Genomic DNA, 19,687 nt, shown 5'->3' with positions numbered 1-19,687 from the left:
TACTAAATGTATGCTAATAGTTTTATGCGCTCTTTTAAAATGTTCTATTTTTGAAAAAAAAGTAGATTGAAAAACTTTTGTGTAGCCATCTTATTATTTTTCACTTTCTCAATATTAGGTATAGCCCAAGAAGAGAAAGCTGAAGAAGGACCGAAACAAATTAATATTGTCTACGGTGCCAATTTCACTAAAAATGAGGTTGAATATCCAGGTGCATCTATCTTTAGTAAAGATGATCGCCAAGTACAATTTGAACACCAAGGTGCTGACCTATGGTGCGATGTGGCTATTTATTACCAATTAGAAAACCGTTTAGAAGCTATTGGAAATGTCATTTTAAAACAAGGCGATTCCGTTGAAATGACAAGTAAAAAAATCAACTATTTAGGTGATGTGAAATTGGCAAAAGCTTGGGGTAACGTTGTTTTGACAAATTCTGACATGACTTTAAGAACGGACACCTTACGTTTAGATCGAGAAAAGCAAGAAGCATTTTACCAAGATAATGGCACGGTGGTAGATTCTACGAATACATTGACTAGTAAAATTGGCAAGTATTTCATGGAACTTAAAAAGTATCAATTTTTAGATAGTGTACATGTTCAAAACCCTAAATACACGGTAGATTCTGAACAATTAGATTATTATACAACCTCTAAAAATGCCTACATGTATGGTCCATCCACCATTAATGGCGAGTCATATAAAATATATTGCGAGAGAGGTTTTTACGATACTAAAATTGAAAGCGGTTACGGAATTAAGAACACCCGAATAGATTATAACAATAGAATTATAGAAGGTGACAGCGTCTATTTTAACAAGGCAAAAGAGTTTGCTTCCGCTACCAATAATATTACTGTTACAGATACCATAAACAACGGAATAATTAGAGCTCATTATGCCGAAGTATTCAAAGCCAAGGATTCCGTTTTTGCTACTAGAAGAGCCGTTTCAATTTCTGTACAAGAAAAAGATTCTTTATTTGTACATGGTGATACACTAATGGTAACCGGGAAACCAGAAGATAGAGTTTTAAGAGCATTTAGAAATGCAAAATTCTACAAGACAGATTTAAGTGGCAAATGTGATAGTATACATTCTGAGCAGAAAACAGGTATTACGCAATTGATAAGAAATCCTATAATTTGGAACGGTGCCAACCAAATGACCGGTGATAGCATACATTTAAAATCAAATTTAGAAACCGAAAAATTAGACTCCTTAAAAGTGCTGAAAAATGCATTCATTATTTCTCTTGATAGTGTTAGCATGACGGGCTATAATCAAGCAAAGGGAATTAATCTCTTTGGTAAGTTTATTGAAAATGAACTTAAACTAATTGACCTAGTTCAAAATACTGAAGTTGTATATTATATGTACAATGATGATGACGAATTAATAGGCATTGACAAAACTGTTTGTAGTAAGATTCGTATTACTATGGTAGATAACGATATAGAAGACCTTACTTTCTATACAAACCCTGATGGAGATATTTTCCCTGAGAAAGATTTACCAAAAAACAGTAGAATTTTAAAAGGATTTGTATGGCGTGGCGATGAACGCATATTGACTAAAGAAGATATTTTTGATGAAGATGATAATAACCTAGAGCTAGTTATTATTAATGGAATTGACAACCCTATAGATATTGATGCCGAAGAAATGCAGCGAAGTCAAAACGAATCTGACCCCGTAAATAATATCCCTACACAAGATAAAGCTACAGACCCTAAAAAATCTGTAAAGCCTAAAAAAGTGAAATAGAGATTTCACATGAACAAAGACTTTATAAAATACCAAGCACAAACCTCTCCTTATCCATTAGGTATGGAGGTATCGCACGCTAGCGGAAGTTATATCTATGACACCGATGGCAATGCCCATTTAGATTTTGTAGCAGGTGTATCTGCATGTACACTAGGCCATTGTCATCCTAACGTGGTTTCTGCAATAAAAGAACAAGTAGAAAAATATATGCATGTTATGGTGTACGGAGAATATGCCCAATCTCCTGCAACTACGTATACAAAATTATTGGCTGCTAATTTACCAGAACCTTTAGAGGTTACTTATTTGGTAAACTCAGGTACCGAAGCTATAGAGGGTGCTTTAAAATTGGCACGAAGATATACAGGACGTTCAGAAATTATAGCGGCAAAATCCGCATATCATGGTAATACGATGGGCAGCTTAAGTCTTATGGATTTTGAAGAACGCAAAAGTGTATTTAGACCTTTACTTCCAGATATCTATCATATAGAATTCAATAATGAAGAAGATTTAGAAAAGATAACACATAAAACTGCTTGTGTAATACTTGAAACTATACAAGGTGGCGCTGGTTTTATTCTTCCCAAAAATGGGTACCTAAAGAAAGTGATGGATCGTTGTAAAGAAATGGGTGCTTTATTAATTCTTGATGAAATACAGCCAGGTTTTGGCAGAACAGGTAAGTTATTTGCTTTTGAACACTTTGATTGTATTCCGGATATATTGGTGATTGGAAAGGGAATGGCATCCGGTTTACCGGTTGGTGCCTTTACATCTAGCATAGAAATAATGCACACCTTGAGTGAAAATCCAAAAATGGGTCATATTACTACGTTTGGAGGAAATCCTGTAATTGCCGCTTCAAGTTTAGCCACCTTAAATATGTTATTAAATTCCTCTTTAATTGAGGATACTTTAAAAAAAGAATCACTTTTTAAGAAGCTATTAAAACATCCGAAGATAAAAGAAATTAGAGGTAGAGGTTTAATGTTGGCACTTATTATGGATACCCCAGAAACAGCCAATCAGTTAGTACTACAAGCCAAAGAAAAACACCTAATCTTGTTTTGGTTATTATTTGAAAATAGGGCTGTTCGTATATCGCCACCATTAACTATAACAAAAAAAGAGATTCAAGAAGGATGTGAGATTATTTTAGCACTTCTTAATTCTTTGTAAATCAATGTTGTTAACTAATTTGTTAATAATATAGATGATTACAATGGCCTAACCCCCGTACAAACACTTACTTTTAAATTATCTAGTAAACCCAAAAAGTTCCTATGGCGTTAGAATCTAACGAGAGACCGGACAAGCCAATAACAAAATTCGAATCAATGTTAAAGACAGATGATGTCTATTTCTTTGATGCCGAGGATTTTGAAGATATTGTACACCATTATTTAAATCATGGTAAAATTTCTTTGGCTAAAAAAGGAATTAAGATTGGTCTGCAACAACACCCCGGCTCCATTGAGTTAAAATTACTTCAAGTTGAAGTCATGGTTTTTGAAAACCAAATGGATAAAGCTGAAGCGCTTTTAGATGAACTTCAACTTTTAGACAACCATAATGAAGAAATTTATATTCAACGCGCAAATATTTATTCTAAACTAGACAACCATGAAGGTGCAATAGCACTTCTTCAAAAGGCGTTAAGCATCACCAATAACAGTTTTGACATTTATAGCCTTTTAGGCATGGAGTATTTGTTCATGGACAACTTCAACAATGCCAAAGAAAGTTTTATGAAGTGCGTAGAGTTCGACGAGCAAGATTACTCATCATTATATAATGTTATTTATTGCTTTGAGTTTCTTGAAGATTATGAGGGCGCAATTATTTATTTAAACGGATATTTAGAGAAGAATCCTTATTGTGAGGTAGCTTGGCACCAACTAGGTAAACAATACTACTATAAAGAAATGTTTAATGAAGCACTATCTGCTTTTGATTTTGCTATTATCTCAGATGATACCTTTATAGGGGCCTATTTTGAAAAAGGAAAAGTACTTGAAAAATTAGGCAGATATAAAGAGGCTATCGAAAATTACGAGACAACTATCTCTATTGAAGACCCTACATCTCATGCATTTTTAAGAATAGGAAAATGTTATGAAAAGTTGAAGGATACCGAAATGGCAAAATACTATTTCTACCAAACTGTACACGAGGATCCTCAATTAGATAAGGGTTGGTTGGCCATTACAAATCTTTATTACAACAAGAAGGATTATGAAAAGGCTGTATTTTATATTAATAAGGCACTGAATATAGATGGAGAAAATCCTCAATATTGGAAAAAGTGTGCCAAAATTCATATGGCTCTTAAAAACTATGACCAAGCCAATTTCGCATTCAAACAAGCAGTAGATTTAGGAAATTACGAATTAGAAACGTGGCTAAGTTGGGCTGAGGTAGTGCATAATAATGGGGAACCTGCGGCAGCTGTGGAGATTTTATCTCAAGGAAGAGAATTTTACCCAGAGAGCTTAAAATTACTATACCGATCTGTTGGCTATCTTTTACTTGCAGAAGATCCTATTAACGCACGTATAATGTTGATGGATGCATTGAAAATTGATAAAAAGCAGAAAAAACTACATTTGTTCACAGAAAATTTTCCAAAATATGGCAAGTCTGAATGGACACAAGAAATTGTAAAAAAATACAATAAAACCTCATAGAAAGGGTTCTACAGTTCATGGAGAATAGAAAACTTAAAGATTATACTTTCATATCATTAAAAGGTATGGGAATGGGTATTGCAGAATTGGTACCTGGAGTATCTGGAGGAACAATAGCCTTTGTTACAGGTATTTACGAAGAATTCATTACTTCAATAAACAATGTAAACCTAACCACCTTAAAAGTACTTAAGGAAGAAGGCTTTAAAATGTTTTGGAAAAAACTGAACGGTAATTTCCTTTTGGCTTTGCTCATTGGAATGATGATTAGTATTTTCTCTTTATCAAAATTAATTGCGTGGCTTTTAGAAGATCACCCAATACCAACTTGGTCTTTCTTTTTTGGACTAGTATTGGCAAGTGTCATTTTTGTAGCTAAGTCTATAAAAAAGTGGAACATATTAGCAATATTATTATTCATTATAGGCACAGCAAGTGCATTTTACATAACTACCTTACCCCCATCGGCTAGTTCTGGTAGTTTGCCTTTTATTTTCTTCTCTGGCGCCATAGCAATTTGTGCAATGGTTCTACCAGGTATATCCGGCTCATTTATTTTGGTTTTATTGGGATCTTATAAAACTGTTCTAGAAGCCGTTAATGAAAAAGATTTTGGAATTATAATCACCTTTGCCTTTGGTGCCGCATTTGGTATATTAAGTTTTGCGAGAGTTTTAAAGTGGATGTTCACCAATTATAAAGATGCAACCCTTGCCGTATTAACAGGATTTATTCTTGGTTCATTGAATAAAATTTGGCCTTGGAAGAATATAATCGAGATCATTCAAATTGGAAAAAAAGAAATTATAATAGACGAAAATATCTCTCCGTTCGCTTTTTCTGGAGATAATCAATTAACCTTTGCCATTGTTGCCGCTATCATCGGTTTTTCTCTTATTTTTATATTAGAAAAATCAGCTTCTAAGAAGTAAGCGAAAACATACATGAACCAACCCCGATCCCTTACCGATAAATTTTTCTTGGTCATTAAGGGTCTTTGCATGGGCGCGGCCAATAAAGTTCCAGGAGTATCAGGCGGAATTGTTGCCTTTGTGGGCGGTTTTTACGAAGAGTTTATATATTCACTTCAAAAAGTAAATGCAAAAGCTTTTAAACTCCTAATTAATGGCAGGTTTAAAAGTTTCTACCGATATATTAATGGCTCTTTTTTGACCCTTCTTATATTTGGTATGCTGGTTAGTTATTTCAGCATATCAAAAGTATTAGACTATTTTTTAGTTAAACGAGAACTATTTGTTTGGGCTACCTTTTTTGGTATGATTCTGGGATCTATATATTATATAGGTAAAGATTTCGATTACTGGAAAAAGAAAACATTTACTGCTGCAATTATTGGATTAAGTGTTGGGGTCGCAATTAGTTTTCTAAGCCCAGCAAAAGAAAACGACAACCTATTGTTCATTTTTCTATGCGGAATGATCAGTGTATCTGGCATGACCTTACCCGGACTTTCAGGTTCTTTTATTTTAATATTATTAGGAAATTATGTATTACTACTTGTAGATTCTGTAAATGCCCTATATGATACATTTTCAGAGCTATTAGTAGGTGATTTCAGCTTCACTTCTAACCAAGAAAGACTACATACCCTTAAAATTCTGGCCGTTTTTACGTTGGGATCAGCTACAGGTCTGGTTACCTTATCACATTTATTAACTTATGTGTTGAAACATTACAAGCATGTTACAACTGCAATTATATTAGGGTTTATTACTGGATCCTTAGGTGTGGTGTGGCCATGGAAGAAAACTATTTTTAAAACCGGATTAGACGGTGAATTGATTTTAGACACTAACGGAAAAAAAATTATAATGAATTACGAACGGTTTCTTCCAGATTTAACCACTGTAGAAAACTGGACAGCGATATTCTTTATTATAATAGGTATTAGTATTTTACTACTTTTAGATTGGTATGGAAAAAACAGAAAGACAGAAAGCTAATTTCGGCTTAGTAGGAAAAGATATTTCCTATTCATTTTCAAGAGGATATTTTAAAAAGAAGTTTGAAGATATGGGGTTGAACAATCACTCATATCAAAATTTCGATTTGCAAAGCATTTCTGAATTCCCCTCTATTTTAAAAAATACATCAGATGTAAAAGGTCTAAATGTAACCATCCCATATAAAGAAGAAGTAATTCCATTTTTAAATGAAATAGATATTGCTGCCAAAAAAATTGGAGCCGTTAACACTATAAAAGTTTCTGAAAATGGTTTAATTGGTTTCAATACTGATGCTTATGGTTTTAAAAAGTCTCTAGAACCTCACTTGAAAAAGCATCATAAAAAGGCATTAATCTTAGGTACAGGTGGTGCGTCAAAAGCCATTGCCTTTGTTCTTCAAGAATTGGAAATAGATTTTAGTTTTGTTTCCAGAAGTGGAAAAAATAATGGTTACAACTACCAAGAATTAACAGATGATATTATAATTAACCACACTTTAATAATCAACAGTTCACCTGTTGGCACATTCCCTAATATTAAAGATAAGCCAGCAATACCTTATACGAAAATCAATAAAGAACATCTTTTATTCGACCTTATCTACAATCCAGAAGTAACTGCATTTCTAGCAGCCGGAAAAGCAAATGGAGCCACTATTTGTAACGGGCATAAGATGCTAGAATTTCAAGCTGAAAAATCTTGGGAAATCTGGAATCAATAGTAGACATATTTAATTTCTATTTTACAACAGTCATCGCAAATTATAGGTTTCAGCAAGCTTAATACTTTTTGCAATAACTAAAAAGAACAATCAATTCTTTGCTAGTCTTGGGGTTGTCACTATCTTGTAAACATATAATTTAGGATTATGTCTGAGGATAAAAAACAAGAACTACCAGAAAGTTCAATTGATGAAAAAGCTGTAACAGAAACTACTGAAAACACAGTTGATTCTCCAGAAATCTCAAAAGAAGTACAGCCAGAAGAATCTACTGATTCAAAAGAGGCTGTAGTGGAAGCCGATGTCATGGTTGAAATTGACGATTCTAATGCTGAAGATGCTGAGGATACCGATACGGAAAAGAGACATGAAATTCCCATGCCAGATTACCATGAAATGAACATGGAAAATTTAGTAGGCGAATTACAACGCTTGGTGAAGAACGAGAAAGTTCAGGCAATAAGAAAACACGTAGACGCTATAAAAGACGAATTCAACCAAAAGTTTGATGAGTTTTTAGAAGAAAAAAAGGAAGAGTTCATAGCTAACGGTGGTAATGAAATAGATTTTAGATATAATTCTGTCGACAAAAGACAGTTTACCGAAGTTTATTCCGAGTATAGAGACAAAAGAAATCAACATTACAAAAGCTTAGAAAAAAGTCATAAAGAAAACCTAGCATATAGGTTAGACCTTATAGAACAGTTAAAAGCGTTGGTAAACGTTGAAGAAGATATAAATACTACGTACAATAATTTCAAGGATATACAGGCAAAATGGCGTCATGCTGGTCCTATACCTCGAGCAGATTATAACAATGTATGGAAGACTTACCACCATCACATTGAAATTTTCTATGATTTCTTAAATATCAACAGAGATTTAAGAGATTTAGACTTTAAACATAATTTAGAAGAGAAAGGTAAAATAGTTGCTAGAGCAGAAGAGTTGTCTAAAGAGCCAGACTTAAATAGAGCATTTAGAGAGTTACAGGTTTTACATAAAATTTGGAAAGAAGATTTAGGTCCTGTAGGCAAAGATCATAGAGAAGAAATTTGGGATCGTTTTAGCGCTGCAACCAAAATAATACACGAAAGAAGACAAGATTATTTTAAAAATCTTGATAAAATAAAAGAGGAAAATTTAGAGCGCAAGCATGCTATTATTGCTGAAATAAACACACTTAGTGAAAATGTATCTAGTAACCATGGTACGCTTCAACAACAGATTAAAAAATTAGAGGAGCTTAGGGAAGCTTTTTTTAAAGCCGGTCAAGTACCGCAAAAAGTAAATTCTAAAACGTGGAATAGTTTTAAGGCCGCGGTACGAGCATTTAATCAAAACAAAAATGCTTTCTATAAGAACCTTAAAAAAGAGCAACAAGAAAACCTTGATAAAAAAAGGGCTTTATTAGAGATTGCTGTTTCTATAAAAGACAGTGATGATTTTGATGCTGCCACTTCAGAAATGAAGCGAATTCAAGGACAGTGGAAAAAAATTGGTCATGTTCCAAGAAAATACTCCGACAAGTTATGGAAAGAGTTTAAAACAGCATGTAATCACTATTTTGACAGGTTAAACGCTCTTAAAAATGATGCTTTTAAAGAGGAAGAAGCGAATTTTAAACTAAAAGAAGATTGTATTGATCGACTTAAAGCATTTGAACTAAGCGGAGATAAAACCAAAGATTTAGCTTCCATTAAAAAGTTCTCTGAAGAATGGAAAACTTACGGTAGAGTTCCTTTTAAAAAGAAGAACATCAATCAGAAATTCGATAAAATTATAGATGCCCTTTATCAAAAATTAGGCATCAGCAAACAAGAATCTGAATTACTTAAATATGGTAACAAGATTCAACAGCTCACTAATAATGACAACCAAGAACGTGCTATACAGAATGAGCGATCTTTCATTAGAAAAAAGATAGAAGAAAGCAAAGATGAAATTAGACAGTTAGAAAATAACCTACAATTTTTCTCAAATGCTTCTGAAAGCAATCCATTGGTACAAGACGTTATTAAAAGAGTTAATCAACATAAAGAATCATTGACTGCTTGGAAGGCAAAATTGAAAAAACTGAACATCTTAAAAAACAATTTGGTTAAAGATGAAGAGGGTGAAAATGCTGAAGAACCTGAAGCCGATGAGTAATCTTCATGATTAGTAAAAAGTTTAGAAAATAAAATGATTCGGTTAAAATATCGAGTCATTTTATTGAACATACAACATATATAACAATAGTATACTTTGTACGTTATTTAAGTAAGAAAATACTTACTTCTATATATTAGGTATATTAGTCATACCTAATATATGTTAAAACCAGAAATACCAATAAACGAACATCAAAGACTAAAGGCGTTAAAAAGTTTTAATATTCTTGACACTTTAGAAGAACAAGAATACGATGCCATTACCCGTATCGCCGCAGATATCTGCAATACACCTATGGCGTTGGTTTCTTTGATAGATGAAGATAGACAATGGTTTAAATCTCACCATGGTATAAATGCTACCGAGACCCCTAGAGATTTAGCATTTTGCGCACACGCCATTAACACACCAGACTCCTTATTATTGGTACATGACGCCAATAAAGATGAACGCTTCTTTGATAACCCTTTAGTAACTGGTGGGTCAAAAGTACAATTTTATGCTGGTGCACCTTTAAATACCAAAGAGGGAGAATCTATTGGAACCTTATGTGTTATTGACACAAAACCTAGAGCTAAATTCTCAGAAAAACAGCAAGCTAGTTTAAAAGATTTAGCGAATCAGGTTATGGCGCAATTTGAACTTAGGCGGCAAAATATTCATCAAAGGCTAATCAATGAAGAATTACGTATTAAAAATAATCAACTAAAACATCTGTCATACCGCTTAGCACATGATATGAAAATGCCACTCTTGGGTATTAGTTCTATTGTTGGCTTTATAAAAGAAGATTATTCAGAATTTTTCAAGGAGACAGAAATACCCAATTATTTAGGTATCATAAATAACAGGGTAGAATATATGGAATCATTAATTAATGGAATCATTAATTATAATGCTATTACCAATGCAGATATAAATTTAGAGGATTTTGAAATCTCAAAAGAGATACAGACCATACATGGACAACTGTGCGAAAGTAGCTCGACAGACTTACAGCTAATTAATTGCTCACATAGCATCAAGCATTCTTTAAATAGTTTTCGTCAAATATTTAGAGACTTAATATCTAATAGTATAAAATTTTCCAATAAATCTAATACTGAAATCATAATCTCATTTCGAGAAGATGAAGACTTCTATTACTTCACCTATGAAGATAATGGTCCCGGAATACCTGAACGTTATTGGGAGAAAGTATTTGCCCTTTTCGAAAAACTTGGAACCGAAGGTGCTAGCGATACTGGTATAGGTTTAACCACTATTAAAGCATTAATAGATAAACTTGGCGGTGAAATTAAAATTGGGAATAGAAAAGAAAATAAAGACGGGGTAAATTTCAATTTCACACTTTCTAAAAACCTTGTTTAATTAGGATTGCGCTTATGAGGCTAATACTATTGATCATTTTAGCTGTTTTTGATTTATCACTTAAACCTTCATATATGAAATTTGAAGGTTTGAATCATCAGATAAATAATACGAAACAGGATGCATTTTCAGTATTAAATAAGAAATGTAATTATTGTCATTTAGATAAGAAGAATCGTTCTGTTTTTACTTTAGAAAATATGAATATTTTTGCTGAAGTAATAGAACACCAAGTATTTGTAAAGAAGAAAATGCCAAAAGGCAGAAAAAACAAACTGACACTAACTGAAGAGAAAATGCTAAGAACATGGATTGAATCTCTTGATAAAACATAAAAAAGCCTTCTATTTAATAGAAGGCTTTTTTATTATAACATAGAAGATAAATTACTTAGCTACATTGACAGCTCTTGTCTCACGTATAACTGTAACCTTCACTTGACCAGGATAAGTCATATCTGTTTGAATTTTCTGAGAAATTTCAAAAGATAACTGTGCTGCTCTATCATCATTTACTTTTTCGCTTTCTACAATAACACGAAGCTCTCTACCTGCTTGAATTGCATAAGCCTTCTGTACACCACTAAATCCAAAAGCAACCTCTTCAAGGTCTTTTAAACGCTGAATATAAGAATCTAATACCTGTCTTCTTGCACCAGGTCTAGCACCACTAATAGCATCACATACCTGAACGATAGGAGCAATTAATGTTTTCATTTCAATTTCATCGTGGTGAGCACCAATGGCATTACAAACTTCCTCTTTTTCACCAAACTTTTCAGCCCATTGCATTCCTAAGATTGCGTGTGGGGTTTCTACTTCATTTTCAGTATTTGGTACTTTTCCTATATCATGTAAAAGACCTGCACGTTTTGCTATCTTAGGATTGAGTCCTAACTCAGCAGCCATAACGCCACAAAGTTTTGCTACTTCTCTTGAGTGTTGCAAAAGATTTTGTCCGTAAGAAGAACGGTATTTCATTCTACCAACTGCACGTATTAGTTCTGGGTGTAACCCATGAATACCTAAGTCTATAACAGTACGCTTACCAATCTCTACAATTTCTGCTTCAATCTGCTTTTCTGTTTTCTTAACTATTTCTTCAATTCTTGCTGGGTGAATTCTACCGTCTGTCACTAATTTATGAAGTGAAAGTCTTGCAACCTCTCTTCTAACCGAATCAAAACAAGAAAGAATAATTGCTTCTGGTGTATCATCAACAATAATTTCAACACCTGTAGCCGCTTCTAATGCTCTAATATTTCTACCCTCTCTACCAATGATACGTCCTTTTACATCGTCAGATTCAATATTAAAAACAGATACACAGTTTTCAACAGCTTCTTCCGTACCAATTCTCTGAATAGTATTAATGATTATTTTACGTGCCTCTTGTTGTGCGGTAAGTTTAGATTCTTCTACAGTTGACTGAATATATGCCATGGCATCAGACTTTGCAGTTTCCTTTAAGCTCTCTACCAATTGGTTTTTAGCATCGTCTGCTGATAATCCAGAAATTACTTCTAATTGCTGAATTTGGCTTTTATGCATTTTGTCCAACTCCTCATGACGTTTTTCAAAAAGTTCTTTTTTCTGTTCTACATCTTTCAGCTTATTATCTAATTGAGAGTTCATGTTCTTGTTTTTCGCAAGCTCACTACTAACTTGAGACTCTTTATCTCTCGTTCTCTTCTCTGCTTCGTTTATCTTTCTGTCTTTACTATTGATGACCTTTTCATGCTCAGCTTTTAGTTCTAAAAACTTCTCTTTCGCTTGTAAAATCTTTTCCTTTTTAATACTCTCTCCTTCTGCATTTGCATCTTTTAATATACGTTCAGCGTCTTTCTTTGCATTTATTATGGTCTTAGAGGCTTTCCCTTTTTCCAAAAATTTTGCTATTGCAAAACCGATTGCCAGCCCAACTATTGCGGCAATAATTATCATTGTACTATCCATAGTGTAATTTATTAATAAAAAAAAAGCCCACATTGGAGAAGTTTTGATCAAACTCCGGTAAACAGGTTTAGGGCTAACAGACTGATCAAGGATCCCTATACGAGTAGGGCCTGCTTTTACAATCTAAACTCACCCTTTTTAAAAAAAATAAATGTTGAGTTTGTCAAAAGGTATTACCAATGTGGGCAGTAACTTAATGTTTTTATAAGAACGTTTTTATTTCATAGCTAATTTAGAGCTCACCAAATCTTCAAGCGCTTTTAAACGCTCTTCGGCTTCTTTGGTTCCTTCCGTTTGCTCTATGCCATTTTGCTCAATTTTAGAGGCAAACTGCAAGGCACACATGGCCAATACATCTTGTTTGTCCCTAACAGCATAATTTTGCTCAAATTTCTTAGCCAACTGTTCTATATTCTTGGCCGCTTTACGCAAGCCTTCTTCCTGAGCAGGATCAATAGTCAATGGGTAGACCCTATCAGCAATAGAAAGTTTTATTTTGAGCTTATCTGACATATTATTATAAACATTACTCCGATAATTGAGCTATACAATGGTCCAACTCTCGTATTAATGTATTTATTTTAAGCTTAGCTTCTGTTTTATTGGTATTACTGCCAAGCATTGAATTTGCAAGTTTGAGAGAATTATATTTTTCTTCCCATTCTGAAACCGTCTTACTAGCGTTTTCTTGTGAAGATTTTATATTCCTTAATTCTTTTTCCAATTCAACATTAGCATTGTTCAAAACCTCAAGTTTATGCAACAATTTGCTAATTTTATTTTCTAAAGAATCAACGATTTTAATTAACTCGCTCATACATTACAGTCAATGCGATTTACACAAAGTTAACATACATTATATGACTTAGCAATAGTTTTGTGAAATATTCGCAAATCAATAGTTCTTATATAATAATACACTAGGTTAAACGCTTTATAATAACTTTAGCGTAACCAACTTCTTGGAATTGTTATTGATTAATTATTTTCGCAGTATTGCTATCTACCTATGAGAAAAATATCCCTAAGCCTGTTATTGTTATTTTGCTTTACACTTTTTGCACAAGAAGATTATCCTAAAGACGCATTTGCACCTCCAATGGATATACCCATTATTTTAGCGGGTACTTTTGGTGAGTTACGTTCAAATCATTTTCATTCTGGCGTTGATATTAAAACGCAACAACGAGAAGGTGTACCAGTTAATTCTATTGGTGATGGTACAATTACAAGAATAAAAGTTTCGTTATGGGGTTATGGCAAGGTTCTGTATATAGCGCATCCAAACGGGTATACTTCTGTATATGGGCATCTACAAAAATTCTCACCTTCTATTGAAGCCTACATTAAAAAGCTACAGTACAATAAAAAGTCTTTTGAGGTGGAGGTATTTCCAGACTATGGTGAACTAAAAGTTTCCAAAGGCGAGCTTATTGCTTATAGTGGAAATACAGGAGGCTCTGCTGGTCCACATTTACATTTTGAAATTAGAAGTAGTATTTCAGAAAAGCCGACCAATCCTTTATTATATGGTATGGATGTCGCCGACGCTACAAATCCTATTCTAGAAAAATTATTCGTGTATCCGTTGACAGACAAATCTCATGTTAACAACAATTACGAAAGAACACAGGTGAATTTCAGCAAACAAAATGATGGTACTTACTTAGCTGACAAGGTTACCGCACTTGGCGAAATTGGCATAGGTTTTATAGGATTTGACAGACTAGATATGGCTGCGAACAAAAACGGAGTGTATAGTGTTGAGCTTAGTGTAAATGGTAAAACATACTCATTATACGACTTTGAATCTTTCTCTTTTGGTGAAACTAGATATATAAATACACTTGTAGATTATGAATATTACGGAAGAAATAGACAGCGTATTCAAAAGAGCTTTAAATCTGCCGGAAACAATCTAAGCATCTATAAAGAACTATATAATAATGGAAAAATTGATATAAACGAAGGTCTTAGTTATACTGCCAAATTATTGATTAAAGATTATGCCGGTAATAAAGTTGAATTGAATATTCCGGTTGATGGTGTAAAAAACTTACTGGGTAACAAGAAAGAAAAGAAAACAACAGACAATTATGTTATCGCTAAAAAACCGAATAATTTTGATTTGGGCGGTGCTAAGGTCTACTTCCCAACCAATACCTTTTATGAGGATTTTTATATTGAATTAAAAAAAGGCAAAGACACTGTAACCATACATAATAACACAGTACCTGCTCATAGAAATTTCACTATTACTTTCGATGTCTCTAAATATTCAAAAGAAGTACAAAAACAATTATTTATTGCTCGGTTAGATTCTAAACTTAGACCTAACCATGCAAATACATATAAACGAGGTAATGAATTTACCACCCGGACACGAAACTTAGGGACATATACTCTTGCACGAGACACTGTTGCTCCTACAATTAGAACAAAAAATTTCAAGGAAAAACAATGGCTTAACAATTATAAATACCTGAGTGTGCAAATAGCAGATGATTTAAGTGGTGTAGACACCTACTCTGCAACTTTAAATGGCGAATGGATCTTAATGGAATATGAGCCAAAACGTAATACTTTAACTTATAATTTTGATGACAAGATAGCTGACCAAACGCAATGTGTTCTTAAAGTTACCGTTACAGATAATGTAGGAAATACAAATACCCTAACCACCTCTTTTTATAGAAAATAATATAGTTGAAACTACATAATGTACTAAGCCTTATAATATTGCTGTGCGGCACCTTTGGTCTTGCTCAAAATGCTACTATTTCGGGTATAGTATTAGGTAGTGAAAATGAGCCTTTATCAAATGTAAATATCACTGCAAATGGTTTAGGCACAACAACGGATCCTGACGGCTTTTACCTTTTAGAAATAACTTCTGACAAAGAAACCACTATAATTTTCTCCCATATCGCATACAAAGATGTGATTTTAGAAAAATTAATATTAACAACTAACGAAACTTTTGAGTTCAACCCTATATTAAAAAGTGAGGTTACGCAAATAGATGGGGTTACTGTTTCTGCTACTGGTGAAAAAACTGTAAATGGTATTTTAACCATATCTCCAGAAAGTATACGGAAAATTCCGGGAGCTAATTCTGGCGTAGAAACGATACTAAAGCTTCTACCAGGTGTATCATCAAATAACGAATTAAGTACACAATACGCTGTACGTGGTGGCAACTATGATGAAAACTTAGTGTATGTAAATGAAATTGAAGTCTACAGACCTTTCTTAATACGTTCTGCTCAACAGGAAGGATTAAGTTTTGTAAACAGTGATTTGGTTCAAGATGTTAAGTTTTCCGCTGGTGGATTTCAGGCTAAATATGGCGATAAATTGGCATCTGTTCTAGATATTAAATACAAGACTCCTACGCTATTTTCATTACGCGCAGATTTAAGTTTTTTAGGTGCAAGTGCAAGTTTAGAAACAGTATCCAAAAACAAAAAATTAAGTTCTGTTTCTGGAATTCGATATAGAAATAATTCTTTGTTGGTAAATAGCCAACAAACTAAAAGTAATTTTAACCCTGCATTCACAGATGTTCAAAGCTATTTAACGTATCATATATCTCCAAAGTTTCAACTTAACTTTCTAGGGAACATAGCAGTTAATGATTACAATAACGAGCCATTAAATAGGCAAACAAATTTTGGTACAATAGATAATCTGCAAGCGTTGGTTGTGTATTATGAAGGTCAAGAAACAAACAAATACACAACTGCACTAGGTGCTTTAAAAGGCAGCTATTTTTTAAACGAAAACACCACATTAAAACTTATTTCATCCATCTACCACACCACCGAGGAAGAATATTCTGATGTAGTCGCGGCATACGAACTTGGCGAAGTAGACAGTAATCTAGGTAGTGATACGGCTGGCGAGGTATTAACATCTCGTGGCATTGGCTCACAATTTAACCGTACAAGAAATGATTTAGACGCCCTTATTTTTAATCTAGAACATAAAGGAACCCATGTCATGAACAGTTCTGTTTTAGAATGGGGAGCAAAATATACGCATGAAGATATAAGGGATCAGTTACGGGAATCTGAATTTATAGACTCTGCCGGATTCTCTATTCGACCACCAAGGCCTGAGTTTGTGAACAACCAACCTTCAGAACCATTTACGGCCCCATTAATAGCTTATAACGGGTTAAATGCTTTGAATTTTGTGAAAACGAATAGATTTTCTGGCTACACTCAAATAGGAACACACAAAACATGGAACAATGCAGATGTATATTATAATGTAGGTGTACGTGCTCATCATTGGACGGTTAGCGGTACTGACATAGAAAAGGTATCACAAACGGTATTTAGTCCACGAGCCCAATTTGCAATAAAACCAGAATGGGAGAAAGATATGTTATTTAGAGTATCTACAGGATTGTATCACCAACCTCCATTCTATAGAGAATTAAGAGATAGTACAGGTACAATTCAACCAAATGTAAAAGCTCAAAAATCATTTCACCTTGTTGCCGGTAATGAATATAGTTTCTTATTATGGGAACGCCCGTTCACATTAATTAGTGAAGCGTATTACAAAAAACTGGATAATGTAAATCCGTATACTCTAGAAGATGTTAGAATACGTTATGCTGCAAATAATACTACAGAAGCTTATGTATATGGTGCGGAAGTTAGAATGAACGGTGCTTTTGTACCCGGTACAGAATCTTGGGTAAGTCTTGGCTATTTAAAAACAGAAGAGAACAGAGATAATAAAGGGTATATATCTAGACCAACAGATCAAAGAATAAAATTTGCAATACTTTTTCAAGATTATATACCCACAATACCAGATTTGAAAATGTATTTGAATTTAGTTTATCAAACAGGTGTTCCTGGTGGATCTCCCAGTTATGCTGACCCATACATTTTTCAGAATAGATTAAGAGATTATAAACGTGCTGATTTAGGAATTTCCTATATTTTTGCAAATAAGGACAAACAATATCCAAAAACACATTGGCTTCACAATTTTAAAGAGTTGAGTTTAGGTTTTGAAATATTCAATTTATTCAATAATCAAAATTCAATTACCAATACTTGGGTAAGGGATGCGGACAGTAAAAATGAATATGCTGTGCCAAATTACCTTACATCAAGAGTATTAAATTTAAGATTAGGAATTCGCTTATAAACAACACAGATGAAAAGAATACTTTTCTTAATTACACTAATTTCTTCCTTTGCCGTCGTAGCTCAAAAAAATATTTACGAAAGCCCAAGCTTTGATGCATTAAGTGCAGACCACAACGTACTAGCTATAATACCTTTTTTAACCAATTTAGACCTCAATGAAAAAATATCTAAATCTGAACAAAAAAGACTAGAAGAAAATGAAGGTTACGCCGTACAAAATGCTTTAGAAACTTATTTTTCCAAACGCAGTAAAAAGAAAAATTTACCTGTTACTTTTCAAAACATTGAAAATACCGCTGCCATTTTAGCTAAAGAAAACATCAGCTATGAAAATATTGATGTTTATACTACTAAAGAGTTAAGTGAAATACTGGGTGTAGATGGCATTATAAGTGGCACTTTAGATTTAAATATTTTATTATCAAATGGTATACCTACAGAATTTAGTTTTACAGATTATTTCTCTGGTGGCGCCAATTATGGTAGAATAGGAATTAAAATAAGTGATGGCGATTCTGGTAAACTTCTTTGGAAATACGAGAAAGAAATAAATAAGAAGACTGGTAAAAACACTACAGACCTTATTGACCGAATGATGAAATTAGCCATTAGAAAATTCCCATACGAAAGAGAAAGAAAACGCGATCGTAATAAAGATTAATTACGCTTCTATAATATCTTTAATAACCCCAATAGTATAATCAATATCTTCTTTTGTATTATATGTTGAGAATGAAAAACGAACAGATGGCTTTTTCATATCTTCAGCAGATAGTATTTGCGTAAGTACGTGTGAACCGGCATCGCTACCAGACTGGCATGCACTACCCTTAGAACAGGCAATTCCTTTCATATCAAGATTAAACAAAAGTAGCATAGCTTTATCTTCTGTAATTGGCAAACATACATTTACTAGAGTGTAAGTACTTTTATCCATATCACCAGAATGCCCATTAAATTTAGCATTGGGGATAGTTGACTTTACTTGCGCTATAAAATAAGACTTAAGCTCTTCAACATATTTTTTTTCAGCTTCTAAGTTCTCATACGCATGTATAAAAGCTTCTTCTAAACCAACAATGTTATGGAATGATTCTGTACCAGCTCTTAACCCTCGTTCTTGCGAACCACCAGAAATCATACAGCTTAATCCAGAGTTTTTACGAATAAAAGCAAAACCAATGCCTTTAGGACCGTGAAATTTATGAGCGGCAGCAGCTAAAAAGTCAATAGGAAATGCTTTTACATCCCAATTATAATGACCTAATGATTGAACGGTATCTGAATGAACCAGTGCTCCGTATTTTTTTGACAAAAAAGTAATTTCTTCTAAATCAATTTTATTTCCTATTTCATTATTGACATGCATTAAGCTTACCAATTTTTTAGAATCATCTTTTTGTAAAAGTGTTTCTAAATGTGCCAAATCTGGATTACCATATACATCCAAATCAACATATAATAATTGAATTGCAGCTTTTTGCTCTAATTCTTCCACAGTATGCAAAACTGCATGATGCTCAATTCTAGAAGTAATTATAGTCTTTACACCCAAATCACGAACGGCACATCTAATAATCATATTATCTGCCTCTGTACCACCAGAAGTAAAAATAATTTCTGACGGTTGCGCATTAATATATTTAGCGATTGTTTTACGCGCACTTTCAATAGCAGTTTTAGCCGTTCTTCCAAAACTATGTGTAGAAGAAGGGTTTCCGTAAGTACCTAAGGCATCTTGCATTTTAGCAATTACATTAGGGTGAACTTGTGTAGTGGCGGCATTATCTAAATATACATGTTTCATATAAGCATACTCTAAAAATAAATAAAGCACAAAAATAGTTAATTAACCCATAAATGACTGTGATGCTACAGACAG

The 19,687-nt window shown here is 33.5% G+C and carries 16 protein-coding genes and 1 other RNA gene; 12 read left to right on the top strand and 5 right to left on the bottom strand.

Features of this window, described 5'->3' with window-relative positions; all coding sequences use genetic code 11:
• The first annotated feature begins 66 nt into the window (after window positions 1–66).
• From BM296_RS14070 to BM296_RS14030, 9 genes are all read left to right on the top strand, one after another.
• Window positions 67–1,770 carry an OstA-like protein gene (locus tag BM296_RS14070; RefSeq protein ID WP_245787026.1) on the top strand — a complete coding sequence of 568 codons (1,704 nt, stop codon included), beginning with the start codon at window positions 67–69 and terminating at the stop codon, window positions 1,768–1,770.
• A 9-nt stretch (window positions 1,771–1,779) separates the two neighbouring features.
• Entirely contained in the window at window positions 1,780–2,955 is a 1,176-nt protein-coding gene (locus BM296_RS14065) for an aspartate aminotransferase family protein (protein ID WP_091903874.1), read from the top strand.
• Between the two features lie 104 nt (window positions 2,956–3,059).
• Window positions 3,060–4,463, top strand: coding sequence for a tetratricopeptide repeat protein (locus BM296_RS14060; RefSeq protein WP_091903872.1), 1,404 nt, complete (start codon window positions 3,060–3,062; stop codon window positions 4,461–4,463).
• A gap of 17 nt (window positions 4,464–4,480) precedes the next feature.
• Window positions 4,481–5,395, top strand: coding sequence for a DUF368 domain-containing protein (locus tag BM296_RS14055; RefSeq protein WP_091903870.1), 915 nt, complete (start codon window positions 4,481–4,483; stop codon window positions 5,393–5,395).
• 12 nt (window positions 5,396–5,407) lie between these two features.
• Complete coding sequence (locus tag BM296_RS14050; RefSeq protein WP_091903868.1) at window positions 5,408–6,427, top strand: DUF368 domain-containing protein; 1,020 nt, start codon at window positions 5,408–5,410, stop codon at window positions 6,425–6,427.
• Window positions 6,399–7,151 carry a shikimate dehydrogenase family protein gene (locus tag BM296_RS14045; RefSeq protein WP_091903866.1) on the top strand — a complete coding sequence of 251 codons (753 nt, stop codon included), beginning with the start codon at window positions 6,399–6,401 and terminating at the stop codon, window positions 7,149–7,151. The genes BM296_RS14050 and BM296_RS14045 overlap by 29 nt, the downstream gene beginning before the upstream one ends.
• A gap of 147 nt (window positions 7,152–7,298) precedes the next feature.
• Window positions 7,299–9,302, top strand: coding sequence for a DUF349 domain-containing protein (locus BM296_RS14040; RefSeq protein WP_027066390.1), 2,004 nt, complete (start codon window positions 7,299–7,301; stop codon window positions 9,300–9,302).
• Between the two features lie 162 nt (window positions 9,303–9,464).
• A complete protein-coding gene (locus BM296_RS14035; RefSeq protein ID WP_091903862.1) occupies window positions 9,465–10,676 on the top strand; it encodes a sensor histidine kinase in 1,212 nt (403 codons plus the stop codon).
• 74 nt (window positions 10,677–10,750) lie between these two features.
• Window positions 10,751–11,011: a hypothetical protein gene (locus BM296_RS14030; RefSeq protein WP_143099080.1), complete on the top strand. Its 261-nt coding sequence runs from the start codon at window positions 10,751–10,753 to the stop codon at window positions 11,009–11,011.
• Between the two features lie 51 nt (window positions 11,012–11,062).
• Here the strand turns inward: BM296_RS14030 and rny are convergent, their stop codons facing one another.
• The 4 genes from rny to BM296_RS14010 form a co-directional block, all read right to left on the bottom strand.
• On the bottom strand, window positions 11,063–12,631 hold the full coding sequence (gene rny, locus BM296_RS14025) for a ribonuclease Y (protein ID WP_027066387.1): 1,569 nt from the start codon (window positions 12,629–12,631) through the stop codon (window positions 11,063–11,065).
• Window positions 12,632–12,680: 49 nt separating this feature from the next.
• Window positions 12,681–12,791, bottom strand: a non-coding RNA gene (ssrS, locus tag BM296_RS14020) — 6S RNA.
• A 56-nt stretch (window positions 12,792–12,847) separates the two neighbouring features.
• Window positions 12,848–13,144 carry a cell division protein ZapA gene (locus tag BM296_RS14015; protein ID WP_027066386.1) on the bottom strand — a complete coding sequence of 99 codons (297 nt, stop codon included), beginning with the start codon at window positions 13,142–13,144 and terminating at the stop codon, window positions 12,848–12,850.
• Window positions 13,145–13,157: 13 nt separating this feature from the next.
• Window positions 13,158–13,448 (bottom strand): coiled-coil domain-containing protein, encoded by a 291-nt coding sequence (locus BM296_RS14010; protein ID WP_027066385.1) that lies wholly within the window; start codon window positions 13,446–13,448, stop codon window positions 13,158–13,160.
• 192 nt (window positions 13,449–13,640) lie between these two features.
• Between BM296_RS14010 and BM296_RS14005 the strand changes: the two genes are divergently transcribed.
• Genes BM296_RS14005 through BM296_RS13995 form a run of 3 tightly spaced genes read left to right on the top strand, consistent with a single transcriptional unit; the run spans window position 13,641 to window position 18,466 of the window.
• Window positions 13,641–15,332 (top strand): M23 family metallopeptidase, encoded by a 1,692-nt coding sequence (locus BM296_RS14005; protein ID WP_091903860.1) that lies wholly within the window; start codon window positions 13,641–13,643, stop codon window positions 15,330–15,332.
• A 5-nt stretch (window positions 15,333–15,337) separates the two neighbouring features.
• Entirely contained in the window at window positions 15,338–17,803 is a 2,466-nt protein-coding gene (locus tag BM296_RS14000; RefSeq protein ID WP_091903858.1) for a carboxypeptidase-like regulatory domain-containing protein, read from the top strand.
• Between the two features lie 9 nt (window positions 17,804–17,812).
• Entirely contained in the window at window positions 17,813–18,466 is a 654-nt protein-coding gene (locus BM296_RS13995) for a hypothetical protein (protein ID WP_091903856.1), read from the top strand.
• Here the strand turns inward: BM296_RS13995 and BM296_RS13990 are convergent, their stop codons facing one another.
• On the bottom strand, window positions 18,467–19,612 hold the full coding sequence (locus tag BM296_RS13990) for a cysteine desulfurase family protein (protein WP_091903853.1): 1,146 nt from the start codon (window positions 19,610–19,612) through the stop codon (window positions 18,467–18,469).
• Window positions 19,613–19,687: the final 75 nt, after the last annotated feature.

The organism is Maribacter stanieri (assembly GCF_900112245.1).
Lineage (GTDB): Bacteria > Bacteroidota > Bacteroidia > Flavobacteriales > Flavobacteriaceae > Maribacter > Maribacter stanieri.
This window is presented reverse-complemented; position numbering and strand designations above follow the sequence as displayed.

Excerpts from the sequence above, each read along its gene's own strand:
- BM296_RS14065 (WP_091903874.1), top strand. The coding sequence starts at position 1,780 with ATGAACAAAGACTTTATAAAATACCAAGCACAAACCTCTCCTTATCCA.
- BM296_RS14060 (WP_091903872.1), top strand. The coding sequence starts at position 3,060 with ATGGCGTTAGAATCTAACGAGAGACCGGACAAGCCAATAACAAAATTC.
- BM296_RS14055 (WP_091903870.1), top strand. The coding sequence starts at position 4,481 with ATGGAGAATAGAAAACTTAAAGATTATACTTTCATATCATTAAAAGGT.
- BM296_RS14050 (WP_091903868.1), top strand. The coding sequence starts at position 5,408 with ATGAACCAACCCCGATCCCTTACCGATAAATTTTTCTTGGTCATTAAG.
- BM296_RS14045 (WP_091903866.1), top strand. The coding sequence starts at position 6,399 with ATGGAAAAAACAGAAAGACAGAAAGCTAATTTCGGCTTAGTAGGAAAA.
- BM296_RS14040 (WP_027066390.1), top strand. The coding sequence starts at position 7,299 with ATGTCTGAGGATAAAAAACAAGAACTACCAGAAAGTTCAATTGATGAA.
- BM296_RS14035 (WP_091903862.1), top strand. The coding sequence starts at position 9,465 with ATGTTAAAACCAGAAATACCAATAAACGAACATCAAAGACTAAAGGCG.
- BM296_RS14030 (WP_143099080.1), top strand. The coding sequence starts at position 10,751 with ATGAAATTTGAAGGTTTGAATCATCAGATAAATAATACGAAACAGGAT.
- rny (WP_027066387.1), bottom strand. The coding sequence starts at position 12,631 with ATGGATAGTACAATGATAATTATTGCCGCAATAGTTGGGCTGGCAATC.
- BM296_RS14015 (WP_027066386.1), bottom strand. The coding sequence starts at position 13,144 with ATGTCAGATAAGCTCAAAATAAAACTTTCTATTGCTGATAGGGTCTAC.
- BM296_RS14010 (WP_027066385.1), bottom strand. The coding sequence starts at position 13,448 with ATGAGCGAGTTAATTAAAATCGTTGATTCTTTAGAAAATAAAATTAGC.
- BM296_RS14005 (WP_091903860.1), top strand. The coding sequence starts at position 13,641 with ATGAGAAAAATATCCCTAAGCCTGTTATTGTTATTTTGCTTTACACTT.
- BM296_RS13995 (WP_091903856.1), top strand. The coding sequence starts at position 17,813 with ATGAAAAGAATACTTTTCTTAATTACACTAATTTCTTCCTTTGCCGTC.
- BM296_RS13990 (WP_091903853.1), bottom strand. The coding sequence starts at position 19,612 with ATGAAACATGTATATTTAGATAATGCCGCCACTACACAAGTTCACCCT.